Raw genomic sequence first — 22,141 nt, 5'->3', positions numbered from 1 at the left:
AATTTCCCTTTCAACTTTCACCTTATAGAATCATACAGTTTACAAATTCATCCCAAATAGACATCTCCGAAAAAGAATGTAGAGACGCGGAATTTCGGGTCTCTACAAGGGTTCTAGATAACGCATATTTAATTTCACCAGATGTTTAATATACTAAACACAGTCATAACTACAGCTTAAGTATGGTGTGCAGCGAGTCGTTGGAATGCCGACGGTGCTGGACTATCTGCGAGGTACTGGCGTATCACCTCGGCACACGCACCCGAACTTAACAACGAGGTATCGACTTCAAGGTCATAGATGCCAGGAATGTGGACTTCACGTTGCCATAACTGAACCGGACGTGGCATCGAGGAGTCGGCTGTACTGACCACGTTCCACCCCGTGTTTTGTCGTCGTTCCATAATGATCTCGATGGGGCAGCGAACGCCTACAAACAAGACCGGCAATCCGTTCAAACGCCGGGCACTATCGGCCAGAATGCCCCGTTCTATTGCGTAGGCGTCATGGTGTCCGACATCAACCACGATATTCAGACCCAAGCGGCTGTGGGCGGCGATGGACTCATACATGGCGCTGTACAGAATAGGAACGAGGGGTTCGATGTCCTGGCGTTCTCCTCCTGGCCGCAGACCGATCCCAGGCAGGTATCGTGCGGGAGTCATTTGCATAAACCTATCGACACCCAAGTTCATCCACACACCCTCAAATGTCTCCTGGATGACTGCGACAATGCTCGACTTCCCCGATCGCGGGACACCATTCAGGATGATAATCTGTCCTAGCTCCTGTGTCTGCCCCATGATCACTCCTCGCGTCCTTAATATATATAGTTAGCAGTTCCACGTTAGGGCTATTTTGTGGAATCGGCAATTGAAAATGCTTCTACCTCAGCCAATACCTCATGGCTAAGGTAGAGATTTGATTGTGAGTGCAAGTACAGCCTCTACGAAAGGCTGCGCCAACGAGTAGAGGTACGGTGGGCGCAGAGAAGGTAAAATTATAAGTAAAAATATTAAGAATTATAAAAATGAAGCGCCAGCCTTTGGGATGATCAGCCAAAGCTGCGATCGCATTGGGACAATCTTGGGGAGCGCGATGCATGACACTCCTAAAAGCTTTTAAGCCAATTTCTGCTAAATCCAAATAATCTAGATTATCGGTGAGTAGCGGCAGACGGACAAGGTTAGCGATCGCAATTCCATTCGCTGCTGGTGTAGCATTATCAGCATAACTACCCTCTGTGACAATTAAATCTTGACTAAAATCACTAGATGTGTTGTGATAACCCCCTAATTCTACACCCCAAAGAAATTCGTTGAATTCATCTTGGATAGCGATACCTAGGGTGGGCTTTGCCAACGCTTTTTCTAACCAAAGAGAGTCCTGAGTCTGGAAAAATGCACAGGAGTAACTCTCCAAGAAATTAATTATCCTAATTGATGCCTTACCGTCTGGACGGTTAGTTAATAGTTGATACTTGAATCCAATCTGTATCAATCTTGGATTGAGAATATGATGTTTACCATTGCAAATCCCTTTGCTAATCAAACTGCTTTCAGTTACCATAGCAATTCGCTGCTGTCTCAAAATTTGCAGGTTCGACGTGCTACAGATTTGTTGGATGAAACTTTACACTGTATGATTACATCCTACCGATTTTCAAACAGAGCCTCAAGACCCAATAAATCTAATCCTAGCCTTGCTGCCCCACAGATGAAGCAATGAGAGAAGATATTGACAATCTCGTTGCCAGATAAACTGTGTTCACCGGACAATTTATCTAGTTCCATCATTCAAGCTCTATGACTGCTACCAAAAAAACAAAATTTACGTCTGTCACCCGTAATGCATTGCTAGAAGCAGCAGGGCGAGTGATGGTAGCTCATGGTTCAAAGGCATTGACGTTGGAGGCAGTTGCCCGCGAAGCAGGTGTCAGTAAAGGTGGATTACTTTATCACTTTCCCAACAAAGAAGCCTTGATTGCTGGGATGTTGCAACAGCTAATTGATGAAAAGGCAACATCACTAGAGGATGAATTGGAGCAAGATGATGCACCGAATACACCAGGACATTGGCTAAGAGCCTATATCCGGTCACATGGAAACTTTGATGCTCACTCTACTGCAATTCAATTCAGTTTGCTAGCAGCGATCGCTGAAAATCCAGAATTACTTCAGCCAATTCAAGAAAAGTTTGCTGATTGGCAACGGCTAATTGAAGCAAGTGGACTCGATCCAGCGATGGCAACCGTGATTCGTCTAGCGATTAATGGTCTATCCTTCGTCCACCTCTTTGGTCTTGGAGTCCCAAAGGAGTCTTTGCAAAAGCAGGTCATTGAAACTCTGCTAAAACTGGCGCAAGAGTAATTCGTAATTAAGACAGTTTTAAAAAAGCTTGATTTGGGCGCTTTCCTAATTTGGTGTTTGCGTGTAGAGATTTTTGCCATAGCTGTGTTGATTACATCTCGAGTCAGCGCGTAGACGCTTCTCCTGTCGGAGACGCTACGCGAACGTCTTGTCGCAGACATTGCTCTTCCCCTGACTCCGTAATTCCATAACAGATTTCTCGTAATCGATGAAGTGCCAGATGGTAACAGCATCCGACTCAGTTCAACCTGCAATTTTTTACACAAGGAGATTTATCATGACTAACGATTTACAATTCCTACCGACCGATTCACAATTCCTGCTCAATCCTTTTCCCTGGCTGGCTAAAATGCGTCGGGAAAACCAAAATTAGAGACCAGATAATTCCTCAAGGGCAACTTGTGCGGGCATGGATAATTTCTGCCAATCGAGATGAACTTCGGTTTGAGAATGCCGATCACTTGATCGTTGATCGACAACCTAATAAACATTTTGCCTTTGGTAATGGAATTCATTTCTGTTTGAACGCACCTTTTGCTCGACTAGAAGCCAAGATTGCACTGAAGGCTTTGCTGGAAGAATTTCCTAATCTTCGGGTTGACTCAACCCAAACTCTTAGAGTATTCCAACACTGTTGGTACATGGACTGGAAAGCTTGAGTGTTTTATTAGAGAAATAGTTGAAATGGGCGTAGGCGTAGCCCCCACTTCTCTACCAGACGCTCTTGCTAGCTTGCTTCTCCGTAGGAGTATGCGTCTTTAGCAGTTCGTTAAAAAAATTCTGTATTCTTTTTCAATTAACTTAAAGCCAAGTCCTCTGGTGTATTACAGTTAAACAACATTTCTGGTTCTGCTAAGGGCAAAACTTCTACAAAATATTGCCGAAGCCACTGTTGAAACGATCGCCCCCCTTGGTTGATAAACTCTAGAAGTTGTGGTAGACAGTGACGGCGATAGAAACCACACAGAGGTTCCCAGCCTTTGGGATGATCAGCTAAAGCTGCGATCGCATCATCTCCCACACTATCAAGTTTAGTTACCCAATCTTGCAACACCTCAACTCGCAACCTCGGCAAATCGCAAGCTAGCAACAACACCCATTCTGTTTGCACTTCGGCTAGTCCTTGGGCAAATCCAACTAGAGGCCCGTGGGCTAGAGGTTCTCCAGACAAAGGTACCTCCCGGATAAACTCGCAACCAGACAAAAGCAAGTCTTGATAGCGTTCTGGCCAAGGAGTTACTACATAAACAGCATCAGCACAGCTTTGAGCAATACCACAAACTCGCTGTAACAACGGCACTCCTTGAATGGGAATCAAGGCTTTATCTTGACCCATCCGAGAACTCTTACCGCCTGCTAGCACAATTGCGGTTAATTTGCTTTGGGTCGTCATAGTTATACATCGAATCCGAGTCTGGGTACTAAGGAATAAGAATTAAATAACATATGATTTATGTCCCTGGCTTACCTCACCCTCAATCGCTCTCCTTATAAAGGAGAGGGAAGCTAGATACAGGATGAAGTTTTGCATTTTATTTAATTCACCTTCCTAAGGTGATTTCTGATGAAAAAAATACCTATGTTGACGAGTTTCGACTTCTTTGCCAGACGCTACGGGAACGTTCAACTCTTGATTACTCAGTTGGTTGAGCGAAGTCGAAACCAACGGCTATGGTAATTTTATTACTAGAATTCACCTAAAAACTAGGGAGTAGGCACTAGACAGGCAAGGAAAATAACCCCATGCCCCATACCCTATACCCTATGCCCTATGCCCTATGCCCTATGCCCTATGCCCCATACCCTATGCCCTATTTTGACTTTGCTGCACTTGCTGTAATAAATGCTCTACACTTTCTGCCGGTGCAAGACACTTCAAACCTTGGCAAACTAACCCAACACTTCCCTCTGGTAAATCAGATGTTACGGCAAACACAGCCGCCGGTAAATACTTGGGGATCAAAGCGTTAATCTGCTCAGTTGTGCTGCGAATCAAGGTAGAATTACGATACCAATCCAAAGCTGTAAATAAACTGGGACAAGCTTGGGGAGCGCGATGCATGACGCTTCTAAAAGCTTTTAAGCCAAGTTCTGCTAAATCCAAATAATCTAGATTATCGGTGAGTAACGCCAGACGGACAAGGTTAGCGATCGCAACTCCATTAGCTGATGGTGTAGCATTATCCGCGTAACTCCGCTCTCTGACAATTAAATCTTGACTGGAATCACTTGATGTGTTATAATAACCCCCTAACTCTACACTCCAGAGAAATTCGTTGAATTCATCTTGAATAGCGATCGCTTTTTCTAACCATTGCTCCTGCTCAGGGTTGGAAGCTTGTAAATCCAACAGAGCTTTAATAAAAAAGGCGTAATCTTCAGACTGAGCTAAAACGCTTGGTTCTCCTTGATAGTTGAGTCGGTGGAAACGCCCATCCACAAACTGATTTTTCAAGATAAAATTCGCTGCTCGTGCTGCTAATTCCAGATATAACGGTTGTTGGAACACCCCAGCAGCCCTAGCCAGCCCAGAAATCATCAAGCTATTCCAAGCGACAATCATCTTTGTATCTGTCACCGAAGGAATGCGACCTGGCCAGTTAGCAGTTTTTGCTTCCTGGTTATTACGAGCAGGGGGAAAAGTTTCTAGAGACTCAGAACTAACGCCATAGCGAGCGGTAAACAGCTTACTCAGTACTGTTTCCAGCGTTGCACTCAGTTGCCCTGAATAACGTCTTTGCAAGACATTACGACCTTCAAAGTTGCCGTTAGGTGTGACTGTAAACTGTTCTAATTCCTTTAGTTCTTCAGGTGTTAACAGTTGTTGTAGTTCACTGTAACTCCAGACGTAAAAGGCTCCTTCTTCTGGTTCTACTGCCGTGGGAACAGTGAAGCTGTCGGCATCTTGAGCAGCATAGAAGTAACCTTCCGGCGCGGTCATTTCCCGCTTTAGCCATAGTACAGTACCAGCAACTGCCCTCTCAAAGGTTAGTTCTTGTACTCCTGTACTCCATAAAGAAGCCAGATATTCCACAATCTGTCCATTGTCGTAAAGCATCTTTTCAAAGTGGGGTACTGTCCAAGTAGGGTCAACAGTATAGCGATGAAAACCACCACCCACATGGTCATAAATGCCTCCCAACGCTAAGTCTAGTCCCCGTTGGGTACAAACTTGCTTGCCATCAGAACGAGATTCAAAATTAAATCGACTTCCCCGCAGTGCTAATTGTGTATAGGGAATCATTGGAAAACTGTTGCCAGATTGACTAGGAGTAATTACACCTGTACTGATTTCCCAACCTTGGCGGAGTAATTCATGGTCTTCAAGCTCATTTGTTGTACCCTCTTGCAACACCGCAGACGTTAGGAGAGACTCAATAATTAGAGCTTTGCGTTGCTGTAAGTCCTGTTTTTCTGTGTCGTAATAACGGCGAAGGGCTTGCAACAGTTGCAAAAATCCCGGACGACCATAGCGCGGGTCTACAGGAAAATAAGTACCAGCATAAAACGGCACTAAATCTTCTGGGGAAAGAAAAATATTCAAAGGCCAACCCCCTTGACCACTCATCATCTGCAAAGCCTGCATATAGATGCTATCCAGGTCAGGTCTTTCTTCCCTGTCTACTTTGATGGGAAGATAATTGGCATTCATGTAGTCAGCGATCGCAATATCAGAAAAAGCCTCGCCTTCCATGACAGTACACCAGTGGCAACTAGAGTAGCCAATGGAGAGAAAAATCGGTTTATTTTGCGCCCTTGCAGTTGCAAGTGCTTCGTCACACCAAGGCCACCAATCAATCGGGTTTTCAGCGTGTTTGCGGAGATAGAGGCTCTTAGCTTCAGCAAGGCGATTAGTCATGATCAAATGCAAATGAGTTGCCTTCTTTGCTCAGTCTACCCTGTTAAGAGGAGTGTTAGCCTAGACGGCTATGTACATACGCAAGAAACCCTACGAGCGAATTACCCCTTGGGTAGAAGTAGTGCATGTCTTTGACCGTATCAAATCCAAAATTGTTTGACATCGCCGACACCCGTACAATTTATGAAACATTCTCATTGAAAAGATCGCAATAGCAAGCTAACGATATTTGGTGGCGTTTCTTGCACAGGTGATGCTGTCTTTGTCTGAATTAAAGTATTTGGGCTAAGTCCTACTATCAGGTGGAGCAAGAAGGTGATGATGGCGGCTTGTAAAAATTTTTCCAGCATGGCACGTCTCTCTCTGAGTGGATAGCATTTCAAGTAAGACTGGTTATTCTAAATACACCTTATTCTATGGATTTACCGAATCTAACAAAAATAACTTAATAATTGCTGAGGGAAACCCTAAAAAAATGTTTAAAATGTTACTCGATATTTAACGTAATTCCCTAAGCAATTCAGATTTCGGTTATCGGTCTAATTACCACATCGCCAAGGTTGTGCCGCAAAGTCGGAGATATGAGATTGGCGACAGTTGGAGTTTTTTGATTTATTCTTCCCTTAATCGGGATATTCTTTTAGACAGCTTTTGTCGCTAAAAAGTGCCCTTAGGGGTTAAATCTATATGCATAAGCACCTTTTGCACTTTTATTAGAGAAGGGAAAACGAGAAAGATTTAATTTATCTACCTGGGAACAGTAGAGATCAACCCCAGTTTGATGCTGTCACCGATAAAATGTATTTAAAGTAGCCACAAACACGCTTCCATGATTCCTATCGTTATTGAACAATCGGGTCGAGGTGAACGCGCCTTTGACATCTACTCACGGCTGTTACGTGAGCGCATCATCTTTTTGGGACAACAAGTTGATAACAACATTGCTAACTTGATTGTTGCCCAACTGCTGTATTTGGATGCTGAAGACCCGGAGAAAGATATTTATATGTATATCAATTCTCCCGGTGGTTCGGTGACGGCTGGTATGGGCATTTTTGACACTATGAAACACATTCGCCCTGATGTCTGTACAATTTGTACCGGATTGGCGGCGAGTATGGGCGCTTTCCTCCTCAGTGCTGGTGCTAAGGGTAAGCGGATGAGTTTACCCCATTCTCGGATTATGATTCATCAACCTTTAGGCGGCGCTCAAGGACAGGCGACTGATATTGAAATTCAGGCGCGGGAAATTCTGTACCACAAGCGGCGGCTAAACGACTATTTAGCTGAACATACAGGTCAACCAATTGAGCGGATTGCTGAAGATACTGAACGTGACTTCTTCATGTCGCCAGAGGAAGCCAGGGAATACGGTTTGATTGACCAAGTGATTGACCGTCACGCCGCTGGTAGCCGCCCAGCAGTTGCTCTTGTTAATTAATAGTCATGATTGGCAAATGGGGAATTACCACTTTTAATTCCCTTAAACCCTAAAAATAATCCCTCTTTATAAGTGAAGAGGGGTTATTTGACTTCAAAACCTGATTCAGAAGTTCAAAACTTGATTTAGAAGTTCAAAACTCGATTTAGAAGTGCAAAACTTGATTTAGAAGTTGGAAATCAAAATCCTGCTCTTGGGTCTGGCCGAGATTGGAGATATTGGAGGAATTCATGCAATTCCTGATTGGTCAGCAAAAAACGCGATCACTTTCCATAAGTTTTTTTAAGATATTCCTGTCTCTGCTGTGTTGTCCAGCCTAATCGCTGCATTTCGACATTAATTTTGGCAATTAGAACTTGGTCTAATGTTGGTGTAGGTAGAGATTCAAGGTATTGAAGGAAGTCTAATAACTCTACTTCTGTCAGTAAAGTACGCGAGCGCTTCCCATAAGTTTTTTTAAGATATTCCCGTCCTTGGACTGTTGTCCAGCCTCGTAGCTGCATTTCGATATCCATTTGAGCAATTACTTGAGAAAAATTTACCGGTTCCATAGCTTCATTAGTATTTCAATAGCCTATGTCTTTTCTGATTGACCCTTACCGATTACAAAAGACAAATGACTATTGACTAATCAAAATCCCGCTAATGGGTCTGGCTGAGATTGGAGGTATTTGAGGAATCCGTGCAATTCTTCTTCAGTCAGCAAAGTCCGCCCGCGCTTACCGTAGGTTTCAATCAGATGCTCCCGTCCCTGTTCTGGTGTCCAGCCTAAGCGCTGAAGTTCGACATCTGTTTTAGCAATTACATCCGATAAATCCACGGGTTCAGCTTTCTTCTTTCTCTTTCCTGTCCCTGACGGAGCGGCGACATCCTCTTGAGGACTGTAACTCCGAGGTGTAAATGGTGTAACATTATTGGCAGAAATTCCTGGAAAGGTTTGATTTTCCACCTGGTTATCAAAGGTTATTTCCAAGTTTTCAACTGGAGGATCAAATTCTAGCTCCTGGTTAGTAGTTACAGGAAAGTTTTGACCTAAATCCTGGCTATAGGTATCGCTTGATAAAGGCGCAGCATTGCTGTGTTCGTACTGTTCGTTACTGCTTGTTACTACTTCTGGTTTGATGTTCCGGACTCTGGAAGGCGGGATAGATATTTCTTTGTCGCTGACCACTGACCATTGACTACTAACAAAATCCTCATCTTTTGCAGAGGAATAGCCAGATTCATTTAATCCACCTTTAATATTCAAGGAAGGATTTAGCTGCGACGGGGAAATTGGATTTGAGCTAAATGCCACTGATTCTGGTGGCGCATTTGTAATACCCAAAACTATCAACGCCCTCGTTCTGGCTTGGTCTTCTGCTGCTTCTACTGTTTCTGCTGCTGCCATACCCGTAGCACGGGTTACGCCTTCAATTTGCACGCTTGCCCGGACAATATATTTTCCTTGAAAAATTTGCACTAATTCAGAAATCAGACTGCCCTTGGGATACAAGCTCTGGAATTGAGCCAACATAATACTGCTACCAATCTAAATATTTTTAATAACGGGGTGATACTGCCTGTATGCTCAAGCGAGGTAAACTGCCCTTACTTTAATTTACATCCACTCGATACCCAGGATGCCTGCCAATATTGCATTTCTTGTCTACGAGACGCTCCGCGAACATTTTTAATTGCTTACTATTATGTGTAATTAGTTTCTTGGCAGACGATGAGTAAGGAGAATTCTCTATCAAGGTGATATTCTTGCTTTGTCTCGTGTTCCAATTGTAGCAGTAGCTCTTTTTTGACGAAATTTTTGGCTAGTGCGAACTTATCTGGGTAGTCTTGCCTGCAATGCTATACTGATTACCCAACTTAATATCTAGAACTATTTTCTGGAAGTGTGCTCTAAATCTACAATAATAGAGATAAGGTTCACCCTCACTGCTTATTAAGCTGCTCACCTAATTGTTACCGATTCTACATGTGGGAAAATTGGGTTCACGGCAGTTCCTCCTAGTTAAAATCAGAGGCTAATGGCGTAAAATTACCTTCACTCTAGACAATCAAACACCTGTAGTTTCCACGCCACTTGACGCCAGTCCACTCAAGTCGGGAGACCCGAAAGAGCGGCTGGCTCCTCCTCTTGGGGAGACCCCATCGCTTTTAGCGTCTCCCTTTGGGAGAAGACCCTTCGGGTTCGGTAGTCCCCCAGACGCTCGATAGCGTAGCGTTAGCGACGTAGGGAGGCTCCGCCAACGCGGAGCGTCTCGTAGAGAAGACGGGGGCTGCCTCACCGCAGTGGCTTCCCTGCATAGCGCTTTTGGGCAGTATGGATTCTCTAAACCCAACTTCTCAAAAACCCGTCGCGTAATTACCTAGCGGGGCTAAATTTTAATCAGGCGTGCAATCTTAAGTTTGGTTAGGTGAAGAGACTTGAACGCAGGCGAACTCTGAGAGCATCGTGCAGCGAGAAGTTCGTATATGCCCAGAGTTGTGCGTGGGCCGGCTTCTTGCAAAGGAACTGCGGGAGTAGTTTCCCGCTCTTGCTGGGTCGGGCTTCCTTTCCTTAGAACTTAGGAAGCCTTGCTTCAGGGCAATTTGTTTCCAGCTTATTTCTGTAAGCCGTGAGGGTATACAGGAAAGAACCAGATTAAACAACAAATGATGTTTTGACCAAAGGTCGGTTCACTGCATGGAATTTTCAATCGCTACACTCCTTGCCAATTTCACCGATGATAAATTGGTAGCTCGGAAGGTTTTGGAAAAGAAACTTGGCTGTGAAGATGAAAAAAGTTTACAAAAACTTCACATTGCCTTAGATGTTCTTGAAAAAATCGGTATTTTAGTGAAAGAACGGGGCAAGTATCGCCGTGTCTCAGAAGAGGGAATAATCGAGGCAAAACTCCGTTGTTCTAGTAAAGGCTTTTGCTTTGCTATTCAAGATGTGGAAGGAGCTGAGGATATTTACATCCGCGAAAGTCATCTGAGTAATGCTTGGAATGGCGATCGCGTTTTGGTCAGAGTTCTCAAAGAAGGCAGTCGCCGTCGCTCTCCTGAAGGGGAGGTGAAGCTGATTCTAGAACGTTCCAACCACACATTACTGGCACGAATTAAGCAGGTGGAAAGCGGTTTTAGGGCTGTGCCCTTAGATGATCGATTGCTGTTTGAACTGAAGATTCAATCTAACGGGGCGAAGTTAGAAGAAGCGATCGATCACCTGGTTCATGTGGAAGTCTTGCGTTACCCGTTGGCACAATATCCCCCACTGGGTCGAGTGGTGCAAGTTCTTGGCAGCGATGCTGAAGCTGCTGCTGATATAGATTTAGTTACATGCAAGCACGACCTTTCCCGGACTTTTCCAGATCATGTGCTAGAAGCAGCCGTCAAGTTGCCCAAAAAGCTGCTGAAAGCAGACCTCAAAAATCGGCTGGATTTGCGTAATTTGTTTACTCTCACTATTAAAGGGGTAAATGGCGATACCAAAGTTATAGAAAACGCTTTTAGTTTAGAAAAAAACTTAGCCGGAAATTGGCTTTTGGGCGTTCATATCACTGATGTTTCTCACTATGTCCAACCTGACGAACCTCTAGATAGAGAAGCACTCAAACGGGGCAAATCAGTGTATCTGGGAGAATTAGTGCTGCCAATGTTGCCCGCAGCTGTGGCAGAACGCTGTTCTTTAATACCTGGGAGCGATCGCTTAACCATCTCTTTTTTAATTACAATTGATCCCAAATCAGGACAAGTGTTGGAATGGGAAATTCAACCCAGTGTGATCAACGTAGAAACTGCACTGAGTACAGAACAAGCCCAAGCAATTCTTACAGGTCAATCTCAAGATCAATCCCCACAGGTTTCCCAGATATTGCAAGACCTCCAAGCCTTGCAAACAGCCGTGAAACAGGTAAGGTTGACTCGTGGTAGCCTCCAGTTGAATCTGCCGCCCAGCCAAAACGCCTATTATGACGAGGGGATTCTCGGTACTGTGGTGGTGAATGATTTACCAGTGCGATCGCTACTTACGGAGTTGGTGCTGCTAGTTAATCAACTAATCGCAACTCACTTAAATGCCCTTAGTGTTCCTGCCATCTGGCGAGTCCAAGGCACACCCGATGTTGAAGATGTCCAGGAAATGCTGAAATTGGCAGTCAATTTAGGCGTTGACTTAACACTAGATCCAGAAGTCGATATCCAACCCTTAGATTATCAACATTTGACCACAGCTTTTGCCGAATCTCCTTCTGAGCAAGTTCTTACATACTTGTTGCAAGATACACTTAAGCCGTCTGCATACAGCACCACCAAAGGATCTCACTTTGGTCTGGCACTACCGCAATATATCCACTTTAGTGCTCCCTTGCGGCGTTACCCAGATTTGCTCATGCAGAGAGTGTATTACACGCTACTCGAAAACGGACGCGATCGCCGCAATACCCGTGTCAGAGAACGCGTTAACCTGCGCCACTCCGTAAGCCATGAGGAAATTAACTGGAACGTTTTACCCCCAGAATTGCAACAAGAACTCCAAAGCGATTTAACTAGGGTAATTGTCCAAATCAACGACCGAGAAAAAGAAGTCCAAGAAGCTGAAGCCGATTTAGCCGGACTGCAAAAAGCCCAACTGATGAAGCAGCGCATTGGTCAGGTATTTCAAGGCGTGATTACTGGTGTTCAATCCTACGGTTTCTTTGTGGAAATTGAAGTATCAGCAGCTGAGGTGGAGTCCAGAAGTAATCCTGGTGTGCCTTTAAGGGTAGAAGGATTAGTACACGTCAGTTCTCTTAAAGACGATTGGTATGAATATCGCGCCAGACAACAGGCACTGTTTGGTCGCAAAAATCGCGCTTCCTATAGACTAGGCGATCGCGTCGCCGTGCAAGTTAAAAGTGTCGATTACTACCGCCAGCAAATTGATTTGGTAACAGTCGGCAGCGATGGTCTAGCCAAAGGTTTAACTGGGAGTGCTTCCAATGAAGAACTTTCAGACCTCTACTTACCAAATGACATTGAGCCTGACGACCTAGACTCTTACTCAGAGGATGAATGAAAAGTCCTGTAGAAGACAGAATTTAGAATTCAGAATACCCCAGCAGTCAAGTCAGGGCGAAGAGTCACGGAAACGAATTTTTTCTTCTCCATGATTAAAATCGCTTCCTTTAAATACATCCAGTACTTCGACCCAACTCTTGGAGACGCTACGCGTAGCTTGCTTCCCGTTCGCCCCTGGCGTCCCGTAGGGAAGGGTACGAAAAGCTCAGGGCAGGCGAAGCTCAGTAACCATCGCACAGAATCCATTCTGGCTCCTGAATTCTGAATTCTTCTTCGGTAAAATCCACTAAAATTTACGTGTCAAATCATACTAAACCTCTAATTTTAGGCGTATCGGGCGCATCTGGTCTGATTTACGCTGTTCGCGCCATCAAATTTTTGCTAGAAGCGGAGTATAGTATTGAATTGGTTGCCTCTAAATCAACTTACATGGTTTGGCAGTCAGAACAGGAAATTCGGATGCCACCAGAACCAACCGCGCAAGAACAATTCTGGCGAGAGCAAGCTGGAGTTTCACTTGAGGGTAAACTACGCTGCCATCCTTGGAGTGATGTTGGAGCCGGGATTGCCAGTGGTTCCTTTGCCACTTTGGGGATGATGATCATTCCATGCAGCATGAGCACAGTGGCAAAGCTGGCAGTTGGCTTGAGTTCCGATTTACTAGAACGGGCGGCGGATGTCCAACTCAAAGAAGGGCGAAAGCTGGTCATTGTCCCTCGTGAAACGCCTTTTAGCCTCATCCATCTACGTAACTTAACCTCTTTAGCAGAAGTTGGAGTCAGAGTTGTTCCCGCTATTCCCGCCTGGTATCACAATCCCCAAACCATTGAGGATTTAGTTGATTTTGTAGTTGCCCGTGCTTTAGATCAACTAGATATTGACTGCATCCCAATTCAACGGTGGCAAGGTCGTCGCTAACGCCCTCAGTGGATTTATCGTAATTTTACAATAGACTTATCCACAAATAAACCTCAAAATAGCTGAAACCCTTACATAGCTGGCTTTTTAGCTTATATAAAACAGGAACCTCTAAAACCCTCTCCAGAGCTAGGTTTCAGCCAAATAAAGTTCTCATTTCCGGATAAGTCTAATAGTCCTAAAAGGGCTTGAAATGGTAATGATAGAGTAATCAGATTGACAAAATTGCTATGGCTGTAATTCGCTTAATTCTATTGGTGGCGGTACTGGGAGGACTAACGCTGTTGTTAGTCCAAAATTGGTCACCTGCCCTATCGCTAGTATTTTTGGGCGTGCGAACTCAACCATTACCACTAGCGATATGGATTTTGTTCAGTATTGCCACTGGTGCTTTCACATCGATATTGATTGCTACCTTGTTTAACTTATCCAATTATTTTGTCGGAAGACAACGCCGAACTCCTGACCGCTCAACTGCAACTTCGCCTCGTGCCAAGGCAACCCGGAGAGAAGAACCCACATCTCGCCCTGCCAGTCCTCCACCACCAGCTAGTAAAAAAGAAGCGCCTAGCAGTGATGTATTTGATGATTGGGAGACAAATAGTAGTAAAGATGATGATTGGAATTTTGATGAAAAGCCAGAGGAAGCGTCTACTCCTAATCCTCAAGCTCAATCTGCTAAAGACTCAACAACTTACGAACGTCAATCAGAAGCCAAAAGCAGTTCTCAATCTGGTTCAGTTTACTCCTACAGCTACCGTGAGCCAAAAAATACGGCTGCGGGAAAAACTGAATCAATTTACGATGCTGATTACCGGGTAATCATCCCCCCTTATCAGCCACCGACGACCAATCAAGCAGATGATGATGATTGGGAATTTTTTGACGATGATGATGATTTTGAGAATGATGGTAAACGCCCCCGTCGGTGAGATGTAGCAGGCTACGTCTCTACTTAATGCCACACCGCTCTCTAGATTCCTGCTTGACCTTACCAGTCATGGCAGCTTCTTGCAAAGTCATGAAAGCATTAAAATCTTCCAAGCCATACCGGGTAGTCAACAGTTGTCGTAGTTGATTTTCAGCTTCCACTGTCAAATAGCCAGTTGCTAAGGCTTTTTGTACAATGTCACGAATTCGAGTCATAGTTGATGCCTCATTCATCCTACTATTTATTAATTCAGGCTTATTAGGGTGTAATATGCAGTAGCTTTTGTGTCGAAACTTCAAATTTGCCAATTTTTTTTGGGCGATCGCAGTAAATAAGTCATCATTTATACCTTTATCAGAAACATTTAATTGGCCAGCGCTTTTTATAACTGAACTTTTAGAATAACGAGCCTGTACTGTTAGGAACACAGTATTGTGCATACTTAAAATGACACACCAAAGTTAAAACCGGAACTATTTACATAGACAGAAATTGTTTGGATAAAGTTTCAAACAAGCTATGTTAATTTTATCGCTAAGTCTAAAAATACCCAAGCAGCAATTGTCAGGTCACATAACGAAAGTTACTAAATTTGTGATAAATTCACCGTTGATTATTAATGTTGATTTCACAGAAGAATCGTTAATATATTGCCTGAGTTACTTTAAATACATTAATGCCAGTAATGACCGCAGTTGATTCATCTTAAATATTTGTAGAAGTTAAAAACAAGATGAAGTTAGAAAAGTTATACGTAAATTTGGAATTTGCAAAGGAAAAAGCCTTGACATCCATTGAAAATAAATTTCTCAGAGGTTGACTTTGTGGTTGTATTTCTGCGGAAATTACTAATGTCGGTTATCAAAGTCGTAGTAGGAGTACTGTTAGAGTTTATTTTTCTAATTGATTAGATAAAAACATAGAATAAAACAGGAGTCAGAATACAGAATTCAGAATTCAGAATACTCTACCCATAAAAAGATAGAGTTTTAAGGCGAGAATATTTTAATTTTTTTCGCCCACCAGGGGCGAGGTTTTAACCAATATTCATCACCCACTCGTACAGAATTCATACTGAATTCTGACTCCTGAGTTCTGAATTCTTCTTATAAATACTGAGTAACCAAACCAAATACTCAGTGAAAGTGAAAAATATAAGAACAATTTATATTCTAATTATCAGCTAACTAGCGATGTCTACGACGGTCACTGAGCAGTTCGGCAGGCTCACTGTAAAACTTTGTCGTACCCCTACTCTTAACAAGCTACGCGCAGCGTCTGGTAGAGAAGTGCGGGCTGTTTGGTGACGCCTTTATGACTACCCAAAGAGCGAATGAAATAGCCCTGAGCCGTAGATTTTAATCTGCGTCAACATGGTAAAATAACAATACTGGAAGGGTAATCAATCACTTGAAAAACCCGATTGCTGCTGAGAATTGGAGCGAAGAAACTGGTGAGCAGCTTATTACAAAGAGTCAACCTGTACTTAATTGGTATTATGGGCGTTGGTAAGACGACGGTAGGGCGCTTACTGGCAAAGGAATTAGGTTATGGGTTTGTGGATACCGATAATGTCATTGCCCAAGCAACAGGTAAATCCATCAATCAGTTATTTGCACAAGTTGGTGAAGCCGAGTTTCGCCAGTTAGAAAGCGACGTGCTTTCACAAGTTTGTGCTTTTACAAAGTTGACTATAGCAACCGGTGGGGGCATTGTAATGCGGCGAGAAAACTGGGGTTACTTGCACCACGGTTTGATAGTGTGGCTAGATGCGCCAGTGGAGATAATTTACAGCCGTTTAGCTGACGATACCACAAGACCACTGCTGCAAGATGTTGATCCTAAAGGTAAATTGCGATCGCTCCTCGAACAACGAACACCACTTTACTCTCAAGCCGATTTGCACATCATTGAGCGAGAGGGAGATACACCTGAAGACGTTGCCAAGCGAGTACTTGAGGCAATTCCTAGCGTTCTTAAAACACAAGTTTCTCATTAGGAAAACTCAAATTACCAAATTTTGGCCATTCGTAGGACAAACCCTGGTAATTCTGGATTACCGATAACTGCTTCGGGATTTTCCAAAATTTCAAGTTCTCGATGATGATGGTAAATGTAGACTTTTCGATTCTGCCGATCAATTAACCAGCCTAGTGATGCACCATTATCGATATACTCCTGCATTTTGTCTTGTAATTTTATCAGGCGGTCGCTAGAGGAGCGTAACTCAATCACAAAGCTGGGACAAATTGGTGCAAATGAGGCTTTTTGTGCATCTGTTAAGGCATTCCAGCGCTCCAGTTCAACCCAAGAAGCATCAGGGGAACGCATCGCTCCATTGGATAGTGTAAAACCTGCACTGGAGTCAAAGCCTATGCCAGTGCCATCTTGTTCAGTCCAATACCCAAGCTGTGCAGCAATGTTAAAGTTACGGTTGCCCGTATCTGAAAAAGCTGGTGGCATAATGATGACTTCCCCATTGGCAGTACGCTCAATTCGTAAATCTCCATTGGCTTGACAAAATTCGTAGAACTGCTCATTTGTCATCTGCACAAGGGAGGGGAAATTTACCGTTAGGGGTGTGCTTTCAGTTTGAATTAGCAGCGTCGTCATTTTCATTCCCTAGCTTCAGCCGAATGATTTCAATTCTAGAGGTTTGAAGGAGCGATCGCTTGCTTGTTGTGTCGCGTAATCTGGGAATAGTGATTTATTTAGTATCAGTTATTCCGAACACTACCATTAGGCACAATAGTTTTACAAAATATTGCTCCTTCCAGATTTGCACCATCTAAAATCGTGCCTTCCAAATTTGCATTAGTTAGATTAGCATTACTGAGATTTGTATAACTTAGGTCAATAGACATCTCCAGAAATTAAATATGTGTTATTTAAAACCCTTGTAGAGACGCGAAATTTCACCTCCCTACATTCTTTTTCGGAGATGTCTAATATACTTTAAAATCGAATTACTTAAGCATGAATTTTGGGGAACCACTTGTTTCCACAATCTCAGCATTACTTAAATTAGCGTTTGTGAGATTTGTATCCTCTAAACTTGTCTCAACTATGTCTGCATTTTCTAAATTTGCACCTTCTAAACTACTTTCCAATATTTTGCAGTTTGTTAGTTTTGTCCTTTTTAAGCTAGCATATTGAAAATTACACTCAGTTCAATCGGCATTACTCAAATCTGCTTCATCTAGCATTACATATAGGAATGCAATACATGACATCTTAAAAGTATTATAGATGCGATCGCTAATGGCATTTTAAGAAGCTAAATAATAGTAGATTAAGTTGTTAATACATCAGATTTTTTTTATTTTTCAGAGTGTCATAATTTATAATATGCAATAGCTCTCGATATTCAATGCCAATTACTCTATAATTGAATTATCAACTGATTGATCAAGTCATTCTTATGGCTATCACCAAATTTTTGCCTCATTTAAAAGAATTATCTCACACTGATAAACTCTTATTACTACATTTTCTGGTAAGTGAAATAGTGAATGAATCCGGTTTAATTCCATTAGATACTCAAGGTAAAACTGCGAATCTTGGTCTGGATGATTCTTTTGAAGCTGCTGCTGTTTTAGCAAAAGCTTTGGCAGAATCAAAAGCAGCAAAAAATGGTTGATACAATCACATTTGGGTTTACTGAAGTTAACCCAGAGTTAGGTGCATTCAGTACATTTCCTTATCTTCCTTTGACCCTAACTTATCAGAATAATTCTTTGAATGTATCAGGTTTACTGGATACAGGTTCGAGTGTTAATGTCTTACCTTACAAAATCGGATTGAGATTAGGGGCTGTTTGGGAACATCAAACAGTTTCCGTTTCTTGGGGAGGTAATTTGTCTAGATTTGAGGCGTGAGCATTGGTTGTAATGGCCACAGTTGAAGAATTTCCAACTGTGGAATTGGCTTTTGCTTGGACAAGAGACAGAAATGCTCCCCTCGTTTTAGGACAGATGAATTTTTTCTTAGAATTCAATGTATGTTTTTATTGTGCTGATTTAGCATTTGAGATTAGCCCTAAATAAAATTATTTCTTTGTTTCCAGTAATTCGGTTTGCGCTTACCATGCGGGATGGGCTACGGCGGGGCGTAGCCCATCGTAATCCCAAATATCTGCGCTTTATTAAGTGCGGGTGACGCTGCCTACTATCCTGGCACTTTAGAGTTAAATCTCCATAAAGGGATCGGTAGAACCCAAAAAGCTTATTTTGCTCTTGGCAGCTATGAGATATTGTTACAAGGTACAAAGTCTTCTACACTGACTGAAATAGGTTTTAACTCTCTCTGTTAGGCTCCTCATGACGGACAACGATTCTGAATACATCAGGCAAACTGAAGCCACTCGTGTACGTGTACTAAGCGAAGCACTACCTTATATTCAACAATTCGCAGGTCGCACTGTTGTTGTCAAATATGGTGGCGCAGCGATGAAAGATACCACACTCAAAGACAAAGTTATCCGCGACATTGTATTCTTATCCTGCGTGGGCTTGCGTCCAATTGTAGTACACGGCGGTGGCCCAGAAATTAACAGTTGGTTAGATAAGCTGGGCATCGAACCACAATTTAAAAATGGTTTGCGAGTCACTAATGCCGCCACAATGGATGTGGTGGAAATGGTTTTAGTCGGTCGAGTCAATAAAGAAATTGTCTCCCTGATTAACCAAGCTGGTGGATTGGCTGTAGGACTTTGCGGCAAAGACGGTAATCTATTTACAGCCCGTCCCCAAGGTCAAGAAGGCATCGGTTTTGTGGGGGAAGTCAGCAATGTGAATATTAAGATTTTGGACACCCTCGCTAGCAATGGCTATATTCCCGTCGTGTCCAGCGTCGCCGCAGACGAAACGGGACAAGCTTATAACATTAACGCTGATACTGTAGCTGGAGAAATCGCTGCGGCACTAGGAGCAGAAAAGTTAATTTTACTGACCGACACCAGTGGAATTTTAAAAGATTATAAAGACCAATCTACTTTGATTCCAAAAGTAGATATTCGCGAAGCCCGCGAGTTGATTGCTAATGGTATAGTCAGTGGTGGGATGATTCCCAAAGTAAGTTGCTGTGTGCGATCGCTTGCTCAAGGAGTCCGTGCAGCACACATCATTGATGGTCGCATTCCTCACGCCCTGTTACTGGAAATCTTTACTGATGTTGGGATTGGGACAATGATTCTGGGTTCGCAGTTTACCAGCTAGAGGGCGATGAGGGAACTTTTGAAAAGATTCCAAAAAGATTGCTGGCATTGGCAAAATAAAAATAGTGCTGATTTGTGTATAAGACGTGAGTGCAGAAAGTTTAGAAATTGCTAAAACCCTCTACCAGACTGGGAAATTTGCCTTTGAAAATGGGCAATACCGCGAAGCCGTAGAAAATTTAGAAAAGGCCAGCGCCCTGTTAGCTCGTAATTCTCGCCTTGGGGGCGAAGTAGAAATTGATCTGGTGACAGCTTATGAAGCAGCTGGACGCACGGATGATGCAATCGCTGTTTGCGAAAGACTCAAACGCCATCCCTATTTAGAAACCAGCAAACAAGCGCGACAGATGCTTTACATCTTAAAAGCACCAAAGCTGAAAAGACCGAGCGAATGGATGACCCAAATCCCCGATTTGGGCGCACTACCCGATAATGAACTCAAAATTTCTGTAGCTGCTACGACAAAATCTTCTGTGCAGCAGAAGCCTAAACCTACTGAGCCAGAATTCATTGACCTCAGTCAGGTCAATACCAGAGATAATCGCTTTATCTGGGTGGCGCTAATTGCCATTGGTTTAAGCATCTCGTACTTGCTTTGGTTAAATTTTTCAGGAACCCCCGGCTGATACCAATTTTGGATTTTGGACTTGTTGTGAGCGTTTAGTCGAACGTATTTTAGATTAAAGAATCTTTTGGTTCATGTCGGACTAACGTCCCGCTACGTGCTTTCACCTTTATGGTTGACACAAATCCTCTGATCCAAAATTTAAAGTCTTCAAGCCCCATCCGTTTATCGGTGGGGTCAATCCCTCCGGGTGATGCCTCCGGCACGCCAAGGCGAACGCCAGTCGCTTCTCCCAAGGGGAGATGCTGCGCGAACAAGTCGGGAAACCCGCCCAACGCGCTGCTTCACCAAAATCCAAAATTTAAAATCCAAAATATGTTGATTGGGGATACTTATGGTTTTAACTTCTTCAATTTTCGGAAAGATTTTCTTGTGGTTAATCAGACCATTTAGTTTTGTGTTGGCAAAAAGGAAATTTCTCTCGCCACTAATTAGTCGAAATCGAATCAACTACGTCTTTCCCATCCGAAATCCTATACTGTGGGTAGTGCTGTTAACATCCCTGTTACTGTCTGGCTGTGTGAAGTACGATGTGGGGGTTAACTTTGATAATTCAAATAGTGGCGAAGTAGTACAGCATATTAAGTTGGGAGAGCGGCTAACGAGTTTTAGCGGCGATTATGTGTACCAATGGTTAAATACCATAGAACGCCGCGCCCGTCAACTTGATGGTAAAGCGCAACGAGTTTCTCAAGAAGAAATCATCGTCACAATTCCTTTTAATAGTGGTAGTGAATTGCAAGAGAAGTTCAACGGATTTTTTAACTCCCGTGCGAATCAATCCTCTGAGACTGTGCAGAGCGAATCTAATTCAGAACTGCCGAAAATTGAATCAAACGTCCTCTTGGAGCAGAATAATTTTTTACTTTTAGTCCGAAATCGGTTGATTTATGATTTGGATTTGCGATCGCTGTCTCTAATTGCCAGCAAAGGTAACGTCCTGGCTAATGCTGGTTCAATTCTCGATTTGGAATTTAGCTTAAAGACTCCTTGGGGAGCCAAAAACATTCAACTAACTGAAACTGCAATACAGCCAGAAAAAAATGGCAATCAACTAGTGTGGAAACTCCAGCCTGGGGAGCTAAACCACATAGAAGCTGTTTTTTGGCTTCCTAGTCCCCTTGGTATTGGTGGGTTGTTAATTATCCTGTTTGTCTGGGGAGGATTGTACTTGAGATACAACTTCATGCCAGATCCCAGAATTCAGTTTCCTGCCAAAGTAGCAGCAATTCAGGAATAGTAGACTACTGTTTCCAAACGGTATCCTATTGACATGGAAGAACTTTCCGCGTGGATGGAACTGTCTTAGGGAATAGGTATTCCCTATTCCCTTTAAATATTGCTATGTTCCCGTTGTTCGCTGCCATACCAGCGTTCAGCAAGTGCATTGAGTTGATGAAGGATTTCAATGAGTTCCTGACCACGTTCTGTCAGGCCGTAAGTTACTTGAGGTGGAACAGTTGGTTCATAGTGGCGATAAATAATCTCTGCTGTCTCAAGCATCCTCAGTCTTTCCGTCAGAACTTTGGTGGAGATGCCCTCGACTAGGTGCTTCAATGCACCAAAGCGAGTCGGCCCACTATTACACAATACCCACAGTATATACATTGTCCAGGGGCCTGATAGTAAGGACATCAGAATACTAACAGGGCAAGCATCAGGATTTTTAGAGACAGACATCAATAAGTTAGCTAAGAGCGTGTTTATAAAATAATTCTTAAGCAGTTGAGCAACGATGATTGCGGG

General features: G+C 43.2%; 23 protein-coding genes and 3 pseudogenes. 12 read left to right on the top strand and 14 right to left on the bottom strand.

Annotated elements, in window-relative coordinates; genetic code table 11:
* Positions 1-176 precede the first annotated feature (176 nt).
* The 3 genes and pseudogenes from PUQ00_RS05490 to PUQ00_RS05480 all read right to left on the bottom strand — a co-directional run.
* Entirely contained in the window at positions 177-722 is a 546-nt protein-coding gene (locus tag PUQ00_RS05490; protein WP_300414103.1) for a hypothetical protein, read from the bottom strand.
* On the bottom strand, positions 706-873 hold the full coding sequence (locus PUQ00_RS05485; RefSeq protein ID WP_300414114.1) for a hypothetical protein: 168 nt from the start codon (positions 871-873) through the stop codon (positions 706-708). Before PUQ00_RS05485 ends, PUQ00_RS05490 begins: the two co-directional genes overlap by 17 nt.
* A gap of 201 nt (positions 874-1,074) precedes the next feature.
* A pseudogene (locus tag PUQ00_RS05480) lies at positions 1,075-1,341 on the bottom strand (thioredoxin domain-containing protein); the annotation flags it as partial.
* Positions 1,342-1,805: 464 nt separating this feature from the next.
* Here PUQ00_RS05480 and PUQ00_RS05475 point away from each other — a divergent pair.
* A complete protein-coding gene (locus PUQ00_RS05475; protein WP_300413929.1) occupies positions 1,806-2,369 on the top strand; it encodes a TetR/AcrR family transcriptional regulator in 564 nt (187 codons plus the stop codon).
* Positions 2,370-2,770: 401 nt separating this feature from the next.
* The gene (locus tag PUQ00_RS05470; protein ID WP_300413926.1) at positions 2,771-3,028 is read left to right on the top strand and encodes a cytochrome P450; all 258 of its coding nucleotides are present in this window, start codon (positions 2,771-2,773) and stop codon (positions 3,026-3,028) included.
* Between the two features lie 137 nt (positions 3,029-3,165).
* Here PUQ00_RS05470 and PUQ00_RS05465 read toward each other — a convergent pair whose 3' ends face one another.
* The 3 genes from PUQ00_RS05465 to PUQ00_RS05455 form a co-directional block, all read right to left on the bottom strand.
* Positions 3,166-3,762, bottom strand: coding sequence for a molybdenum cofactor guanylyltransferase (locus PUQ00_RS05465; RefSeq protein WP_300413924.1), 597 nt, complete (start codon positions 3,760-3,762; stop codon positions 3,166-3,168).
* Between the two features lie 411 nt (positions 3,763-4,173).
* A complete protein-coding gene (locus PUQ00_RS05460; RefSeq protein ID WP_300413922.1) occupies positions 4,174-6,228 on the bottom strand; it encodes a thioredoxin domain-containing protein in 2,055 nt (684 codons plus the stop codon).
* Between the two features lie 194 nt (positions 6,229-6,422).
* On the bottom strand, positions 6,423-6,578 hold the full coding sequence (locus PUQ00_RS05455; protein WP_300413920.1) for a hypothetical protein: 156 nt from the start codon (positions 6,576-6,578) through the stop codon (positions 6,423-6,425).
* A gap of 479 nt (positions 6,579-7,057) precedes the next feature.
* On the opposite strand from PUQ00_RS05455, the gene clpP reads away from it, so the two are divergent.
* Entirely contained in the window at positions 7,058-7,669 is a 612-nt protein-coding gene (gene clpP, locus PUQ00_RS05450) for an ATP-dependent Clp endopeptidase proteolytic subunit ClpP (RefSeq protein WP_300413918.1), read from the top strand.
* 368 nt (positions 7,670-8,037) lie between these two features.
* Here clpP and PUQ00_RS05445 read toward each other — a convergent pair.
* Together PUQ00_RS05445 and PUQ00_RS05440 are read right to left on the bottom strand one after the other, a co-directional pair.
* Positions 8,038-8,217, bottom strand: a pseudogene (locus tag PUQ00_RS05445) (hypothetical protein); the annotation flags it as partial.
* Positions 8,218-8,300: 83 nt separating this feature from the next.
* A complete protein-coding gene (locus tag PUQ00_RS05440) occupies positions 8,301-9,185 on the bottom strand; it encodes a hypothetical protein (protein ID WP_300413916.1) in 885 nt (294 codons plus the stop codon).
* A 1,164-nt stretch (positions 9,186-10,349) separates the two neighbouring features.
* Between PUQ00_RS05440 and PUQ00_RS05435 the strand changes: the two genes are divergently transcribed.
* From PUQ00_RS05435 to PUQ00_RS05425, 3 genes are all read left to right on the top strand, one after another.
* A complete protein-coding gene (locus PUQ00_RS05435; RefSeq protein ID WP_300413914.1) occupies positions 10,350-12,704 on the top strand; it encodes a ribonuclease R in 2,355 nt (784 codons plus the stop codon).
* Between the two features lie 299 nt (positions 12,705-13,003).
* Entirely contained in the window at positions 13,004-13,624 is a 621-nt protein-coding gene (locus PUQ00_RS05430) for a flavin prenyltransferase UbiX (protein ID WP_300413912.1), read from the top strand.
* Positions 13,625-13,854: 230 nt separating this feature from the next.
* Positions 13,855-14,556 carry a LapA family protein gene (locus tag PUQ00_RS05425; RefSeq protein ID WP_300413910.1) on the top strand — a complete coding sequence of 234 codons (702 nt, stop codon included), beginning with the start codon at positions 13,855-13,857 and terminating at the stop codon, positions 14,554-14,556.
* A 19-nt stretch (positions 14,557-14,575) separates the two neighbouring features.
* Here PUQ00_RS05425 and PUQ00_RS05420 read toward each other — a convergent pair whose 3' ends face one another.
* Entirely contained in the window at positions 14,576-14,770 is a 195-nt protein-coding gene (locus tag PUQ00_RS05420; protein ID WP_300413908.1) for a hypothetical protein, read from the bottom strand.
* A gap of 1,238 nt (positions 14,771-16,008) precedes the next feature.
* On the opposite strand from PUQ00_RS05420, the gene PUQ00_RS05410 reads away from it, so the two are divergent.
* Entirely contained in the window at positions 16,009-16,554 is a 546-nt protein-coding gene (locus PUQ00_RS05410; RefSeq protein ID WP_300413906.1) for a shikimate kinase, read from the top strand.
* 11 nt (positions 16,555-16,565) lie between these two features.
* Here the strand turns inward: PUQ00_RS05410 and PUQ00_RS05405 are convergent, their stop codons facing one another.
* The 3 genes and pseudogenes from PUQ00_RS05405 to PUQ00_RS32720 form a co-directional block, all read right to left on the bottom strand.
* Entirely contained in the window at positions 16,566-17,168 is a 603-nt protein-coding gene (locus PUQ00_RS05405) for a Uma2 family endonuclease (protein WP_300413904.1), read from the bottom strand.
* A gap of 104 nt (positions 17,169-17,272) precedes the next feature.
* Positions 17,273-17,419, bottom strand: a complete 147-nt coding sequence (locus PUQ00_RS05400) for a pentapeptide repeat-containing protein (RefSeq protein WP_300413902.1) — start codon at positions 17,417-17,419, stop codon at positions 17,273-17,275.
* A 102-nt stretch (positions 17,420-17,521) separates the two neighbouring features.
* A pseudogene (locus PUQ00_RS32720) lies at positions 17,522-17,710 on the bottom strand (pentapeptide repeat-containing protein); the annotation flags it as partial.
* A gap of 266 nt (positions 17,711-17,976) precedes the next feature.
* Here PUQ00_RS32720 and PUQ00_RS05395 point away from each other — a divergent pair.
* The 4 genes from PUQ00_RS05395 (at position 17,977) to PUQ00_RS05380 (ending at position 20,396) form a co-directional block, all read left to right on the top strand.
* Positions 17,977-18,195 (top strand): hypothetical protein, encoded by a 219-nt coding sequence (locus PUQ00_RS05395; protein WP_300413900.1) that lies wholly within the window; start codon positions 17,977-17,979, stop codon positions 18,193-18,195.
* Positions 18,188-18,433: a hypothetical protein gene (locus tag PUQ00_RS32715; RefSeq protein WP_334738426.1), complete on the top strand. Its 246-nt coding sequence runs from the start codon at positions 18,188-18,190 to the stop codon at positions 18,431-18,433. Before PUQ00_RS05395 ends, PUQ00_RS32715 begins: the two co-directional genes overlap by 8 nt.
* A gap of 441 nt (positions 18,434-18,874) precedes the next feature.
* Complete coding sequence (argB, locus tag PUQ00_RS05385; RefSeq protein ID WP_300413898.1) at positions 18,875-19,771, top strand: acetylglutamate kinase; 897 nt, start codon at positions 18,875-18,877, stop codon at positions 19,769-19,771.
* An 85-nt stretch (positions 19,772-19,856) separates the two neighbouring features.
* The gene (locus tag PUQ00_RS05380; RefSeq protein WP_300413896.1) at positions 19,857-20,396 is read left to right on the top strand and encodes a tetratricopeptide repeat protein; all 540 of its coding nucleotides are present in this window, start codon (positions 19,857-19,859) and stop codon (positions 20,394-20,396) included.
* A gap of 49 nt (positions 20,397-20,445) precedes the next feature.
* On the opposite strand, the gene PUQ00_RS05375 is transcribed toward PUQ00_RS05380, so the two are convergent.
* Positions 20,446-20,670: a hypothetical protein gene (locus tag PUQ00_RS05375; protein ID WP_300413894.1), complete on the bottom strand. Its 225-nt coding sequence runs from the start codon at positions 20,668-20,670 to the stop codon at positions 20,446-20,448.
* A 59-nt stretch (positions 20,671-20,729) separates the two neighbouring features.
* Here PUQ00_RS05375 and PUQ00_RS05370 point away from each other — a divergent pair, with 59 nt between their 5' ends.
* On the top strand, positions 20,730-21,635 hold the full coding sequence (locus PUQ00_RS05370; RefSeq protein ID WP_300413892.1) for a DUF3153 domain-containing protein: 906 nt from the start codon (positions 20,730-20,732) through the stop codon (positions 21,633-21,635).
* 92 nt (positions 21,636-21,727) lie between these two features.
* On the opposite strand, the gene PUQ00_RS05365 is transcribed toward PUQ00_RS05370, so the two are convergent.
* A partial coding sequence (locus tag PUQ00_RS05365; protein WP_300413890.1) for a helix-turn-helix domain-containing protein occupies positions 21,728-22,141 on the bottom strand: 414 nt, incomplete at its 5' end.

It is taken from the genome of Nostoc sp. S13, assembly GCF_029379315.1.
Taxonomy (GTDB): Bacteria; Cyanobacteriota; Cyanobacteriia; order Cyanobacteriales; family Nostocaceae; genus Nostoc.
Note: the sequence above shows the minus strand (reverse complement) of the source record. Positions and strands in the feature narration are given on the sequence as shown.

Bases quoted from the DNA above. Each gene is read 5' to 3' on its own strand.
- PUQ00_RS05475 (WP_300413929.1), top strand. From the start codon at position 1,806: ATGACTGCTACCAAAAAAACAAAATTTACGTCTGTCACCCGTAATGCA.
- PUQ00_RS05465 (WP_300413924.1), bottom strand. From the start codon at position 3,762: ATGACGACCCAAAGCAAATTAACCGCAATTGTGCTAGCAGGCGGTAAG.
- PUQ00_RS05460 (WP_300413922.1), bottom strand. From the start codon at position 6,228: ATGACTAATCGCCTTGCTGAAGCTAAGAGCCTCTATCTCCGCAAACAC.
- PUQ00_RS05455 (WP_300413920.1), bottom strand. From the start codon at position 6,578: ATGCTGGAAAAATTTTTACAAGCCGCCATCATCACCTTCTTGCTCCAC.
- clpP (WP_300413918.1), top strand. From the start codon at position 7,058: ATGATTCCTATCGTTATTGAACAATCGGGTCGAGGTGAACGCGCCTTT.
- PUQ00_RS05440 (WP_300413916.1), bottom strand. From the start codon at position 9,185: ATGTTGGCTCAATTCCAGAGCTTGTATCCCAAGGGCAGTCTGATTTCT.
- PUQ00_RS05435 (WP_300413914.1), top strand. From the start codon at position 10,350: ATGGAATTTTCAATCGCTACACTCCTTGCCAATTTCACCGATGATAAA.
- PUQ00_RS05425 (WP_300413910.1), top strand. From the start codon at position 13,855: ATGGCTGTAATTCGCTTAATTCTATTGGTGGCGGTACTGGGAGGACTA.
- PUQ00_RS05420 (WP_300413908.1), bottom strand. From the start codon at position 14,770: ATGACTCGAATTCGTGACATTGTACAAAAAGCCTTAGCAACTGGCTAT.
- PUQ00_RS05405 (WP_300413904.1), bottom strand. From the start codon at position 17,168: ATGACGACGCTGCTAATTCAAACTGAAAGCACACCCCTAACGGTAAAT.
- PUQ00_RS05400 (WP_300413902.1), bottom strand. From the start codon at position 17,419: ATGTCTATTGACCTAAGTTATACAAATCTCAGTAATGCTAATCTAACT.
- PUQ00_RS05395 (WP_300413900.1), top strand. From the start codon at position 17,977: ATGGCTATCACCAAATTTTTGCCTCATTTAAAAGAATTATCTCACACT.
- PUQ00_RS32715 (WP_334738426.1), top strand. From the start codon at position 18,188: ATGGTTGATACAATCACATTTGGGTTTACTGAAGTTAACCCAGAGTTA.
- argB (WP_300413898.1), top strand. From the start codon at position 18,875: ATGACGGACAACGATTCTGAATACATCAGGCAAACTGAAGCCACTCGT.
- PUQ00_RS05370 (WP_300413892.1), top strand. From the start codon at position 20,730: ATGGTTTTAACTTCTTCAATTTTCGGAAAGATTTTCTTGTGGTTAATC.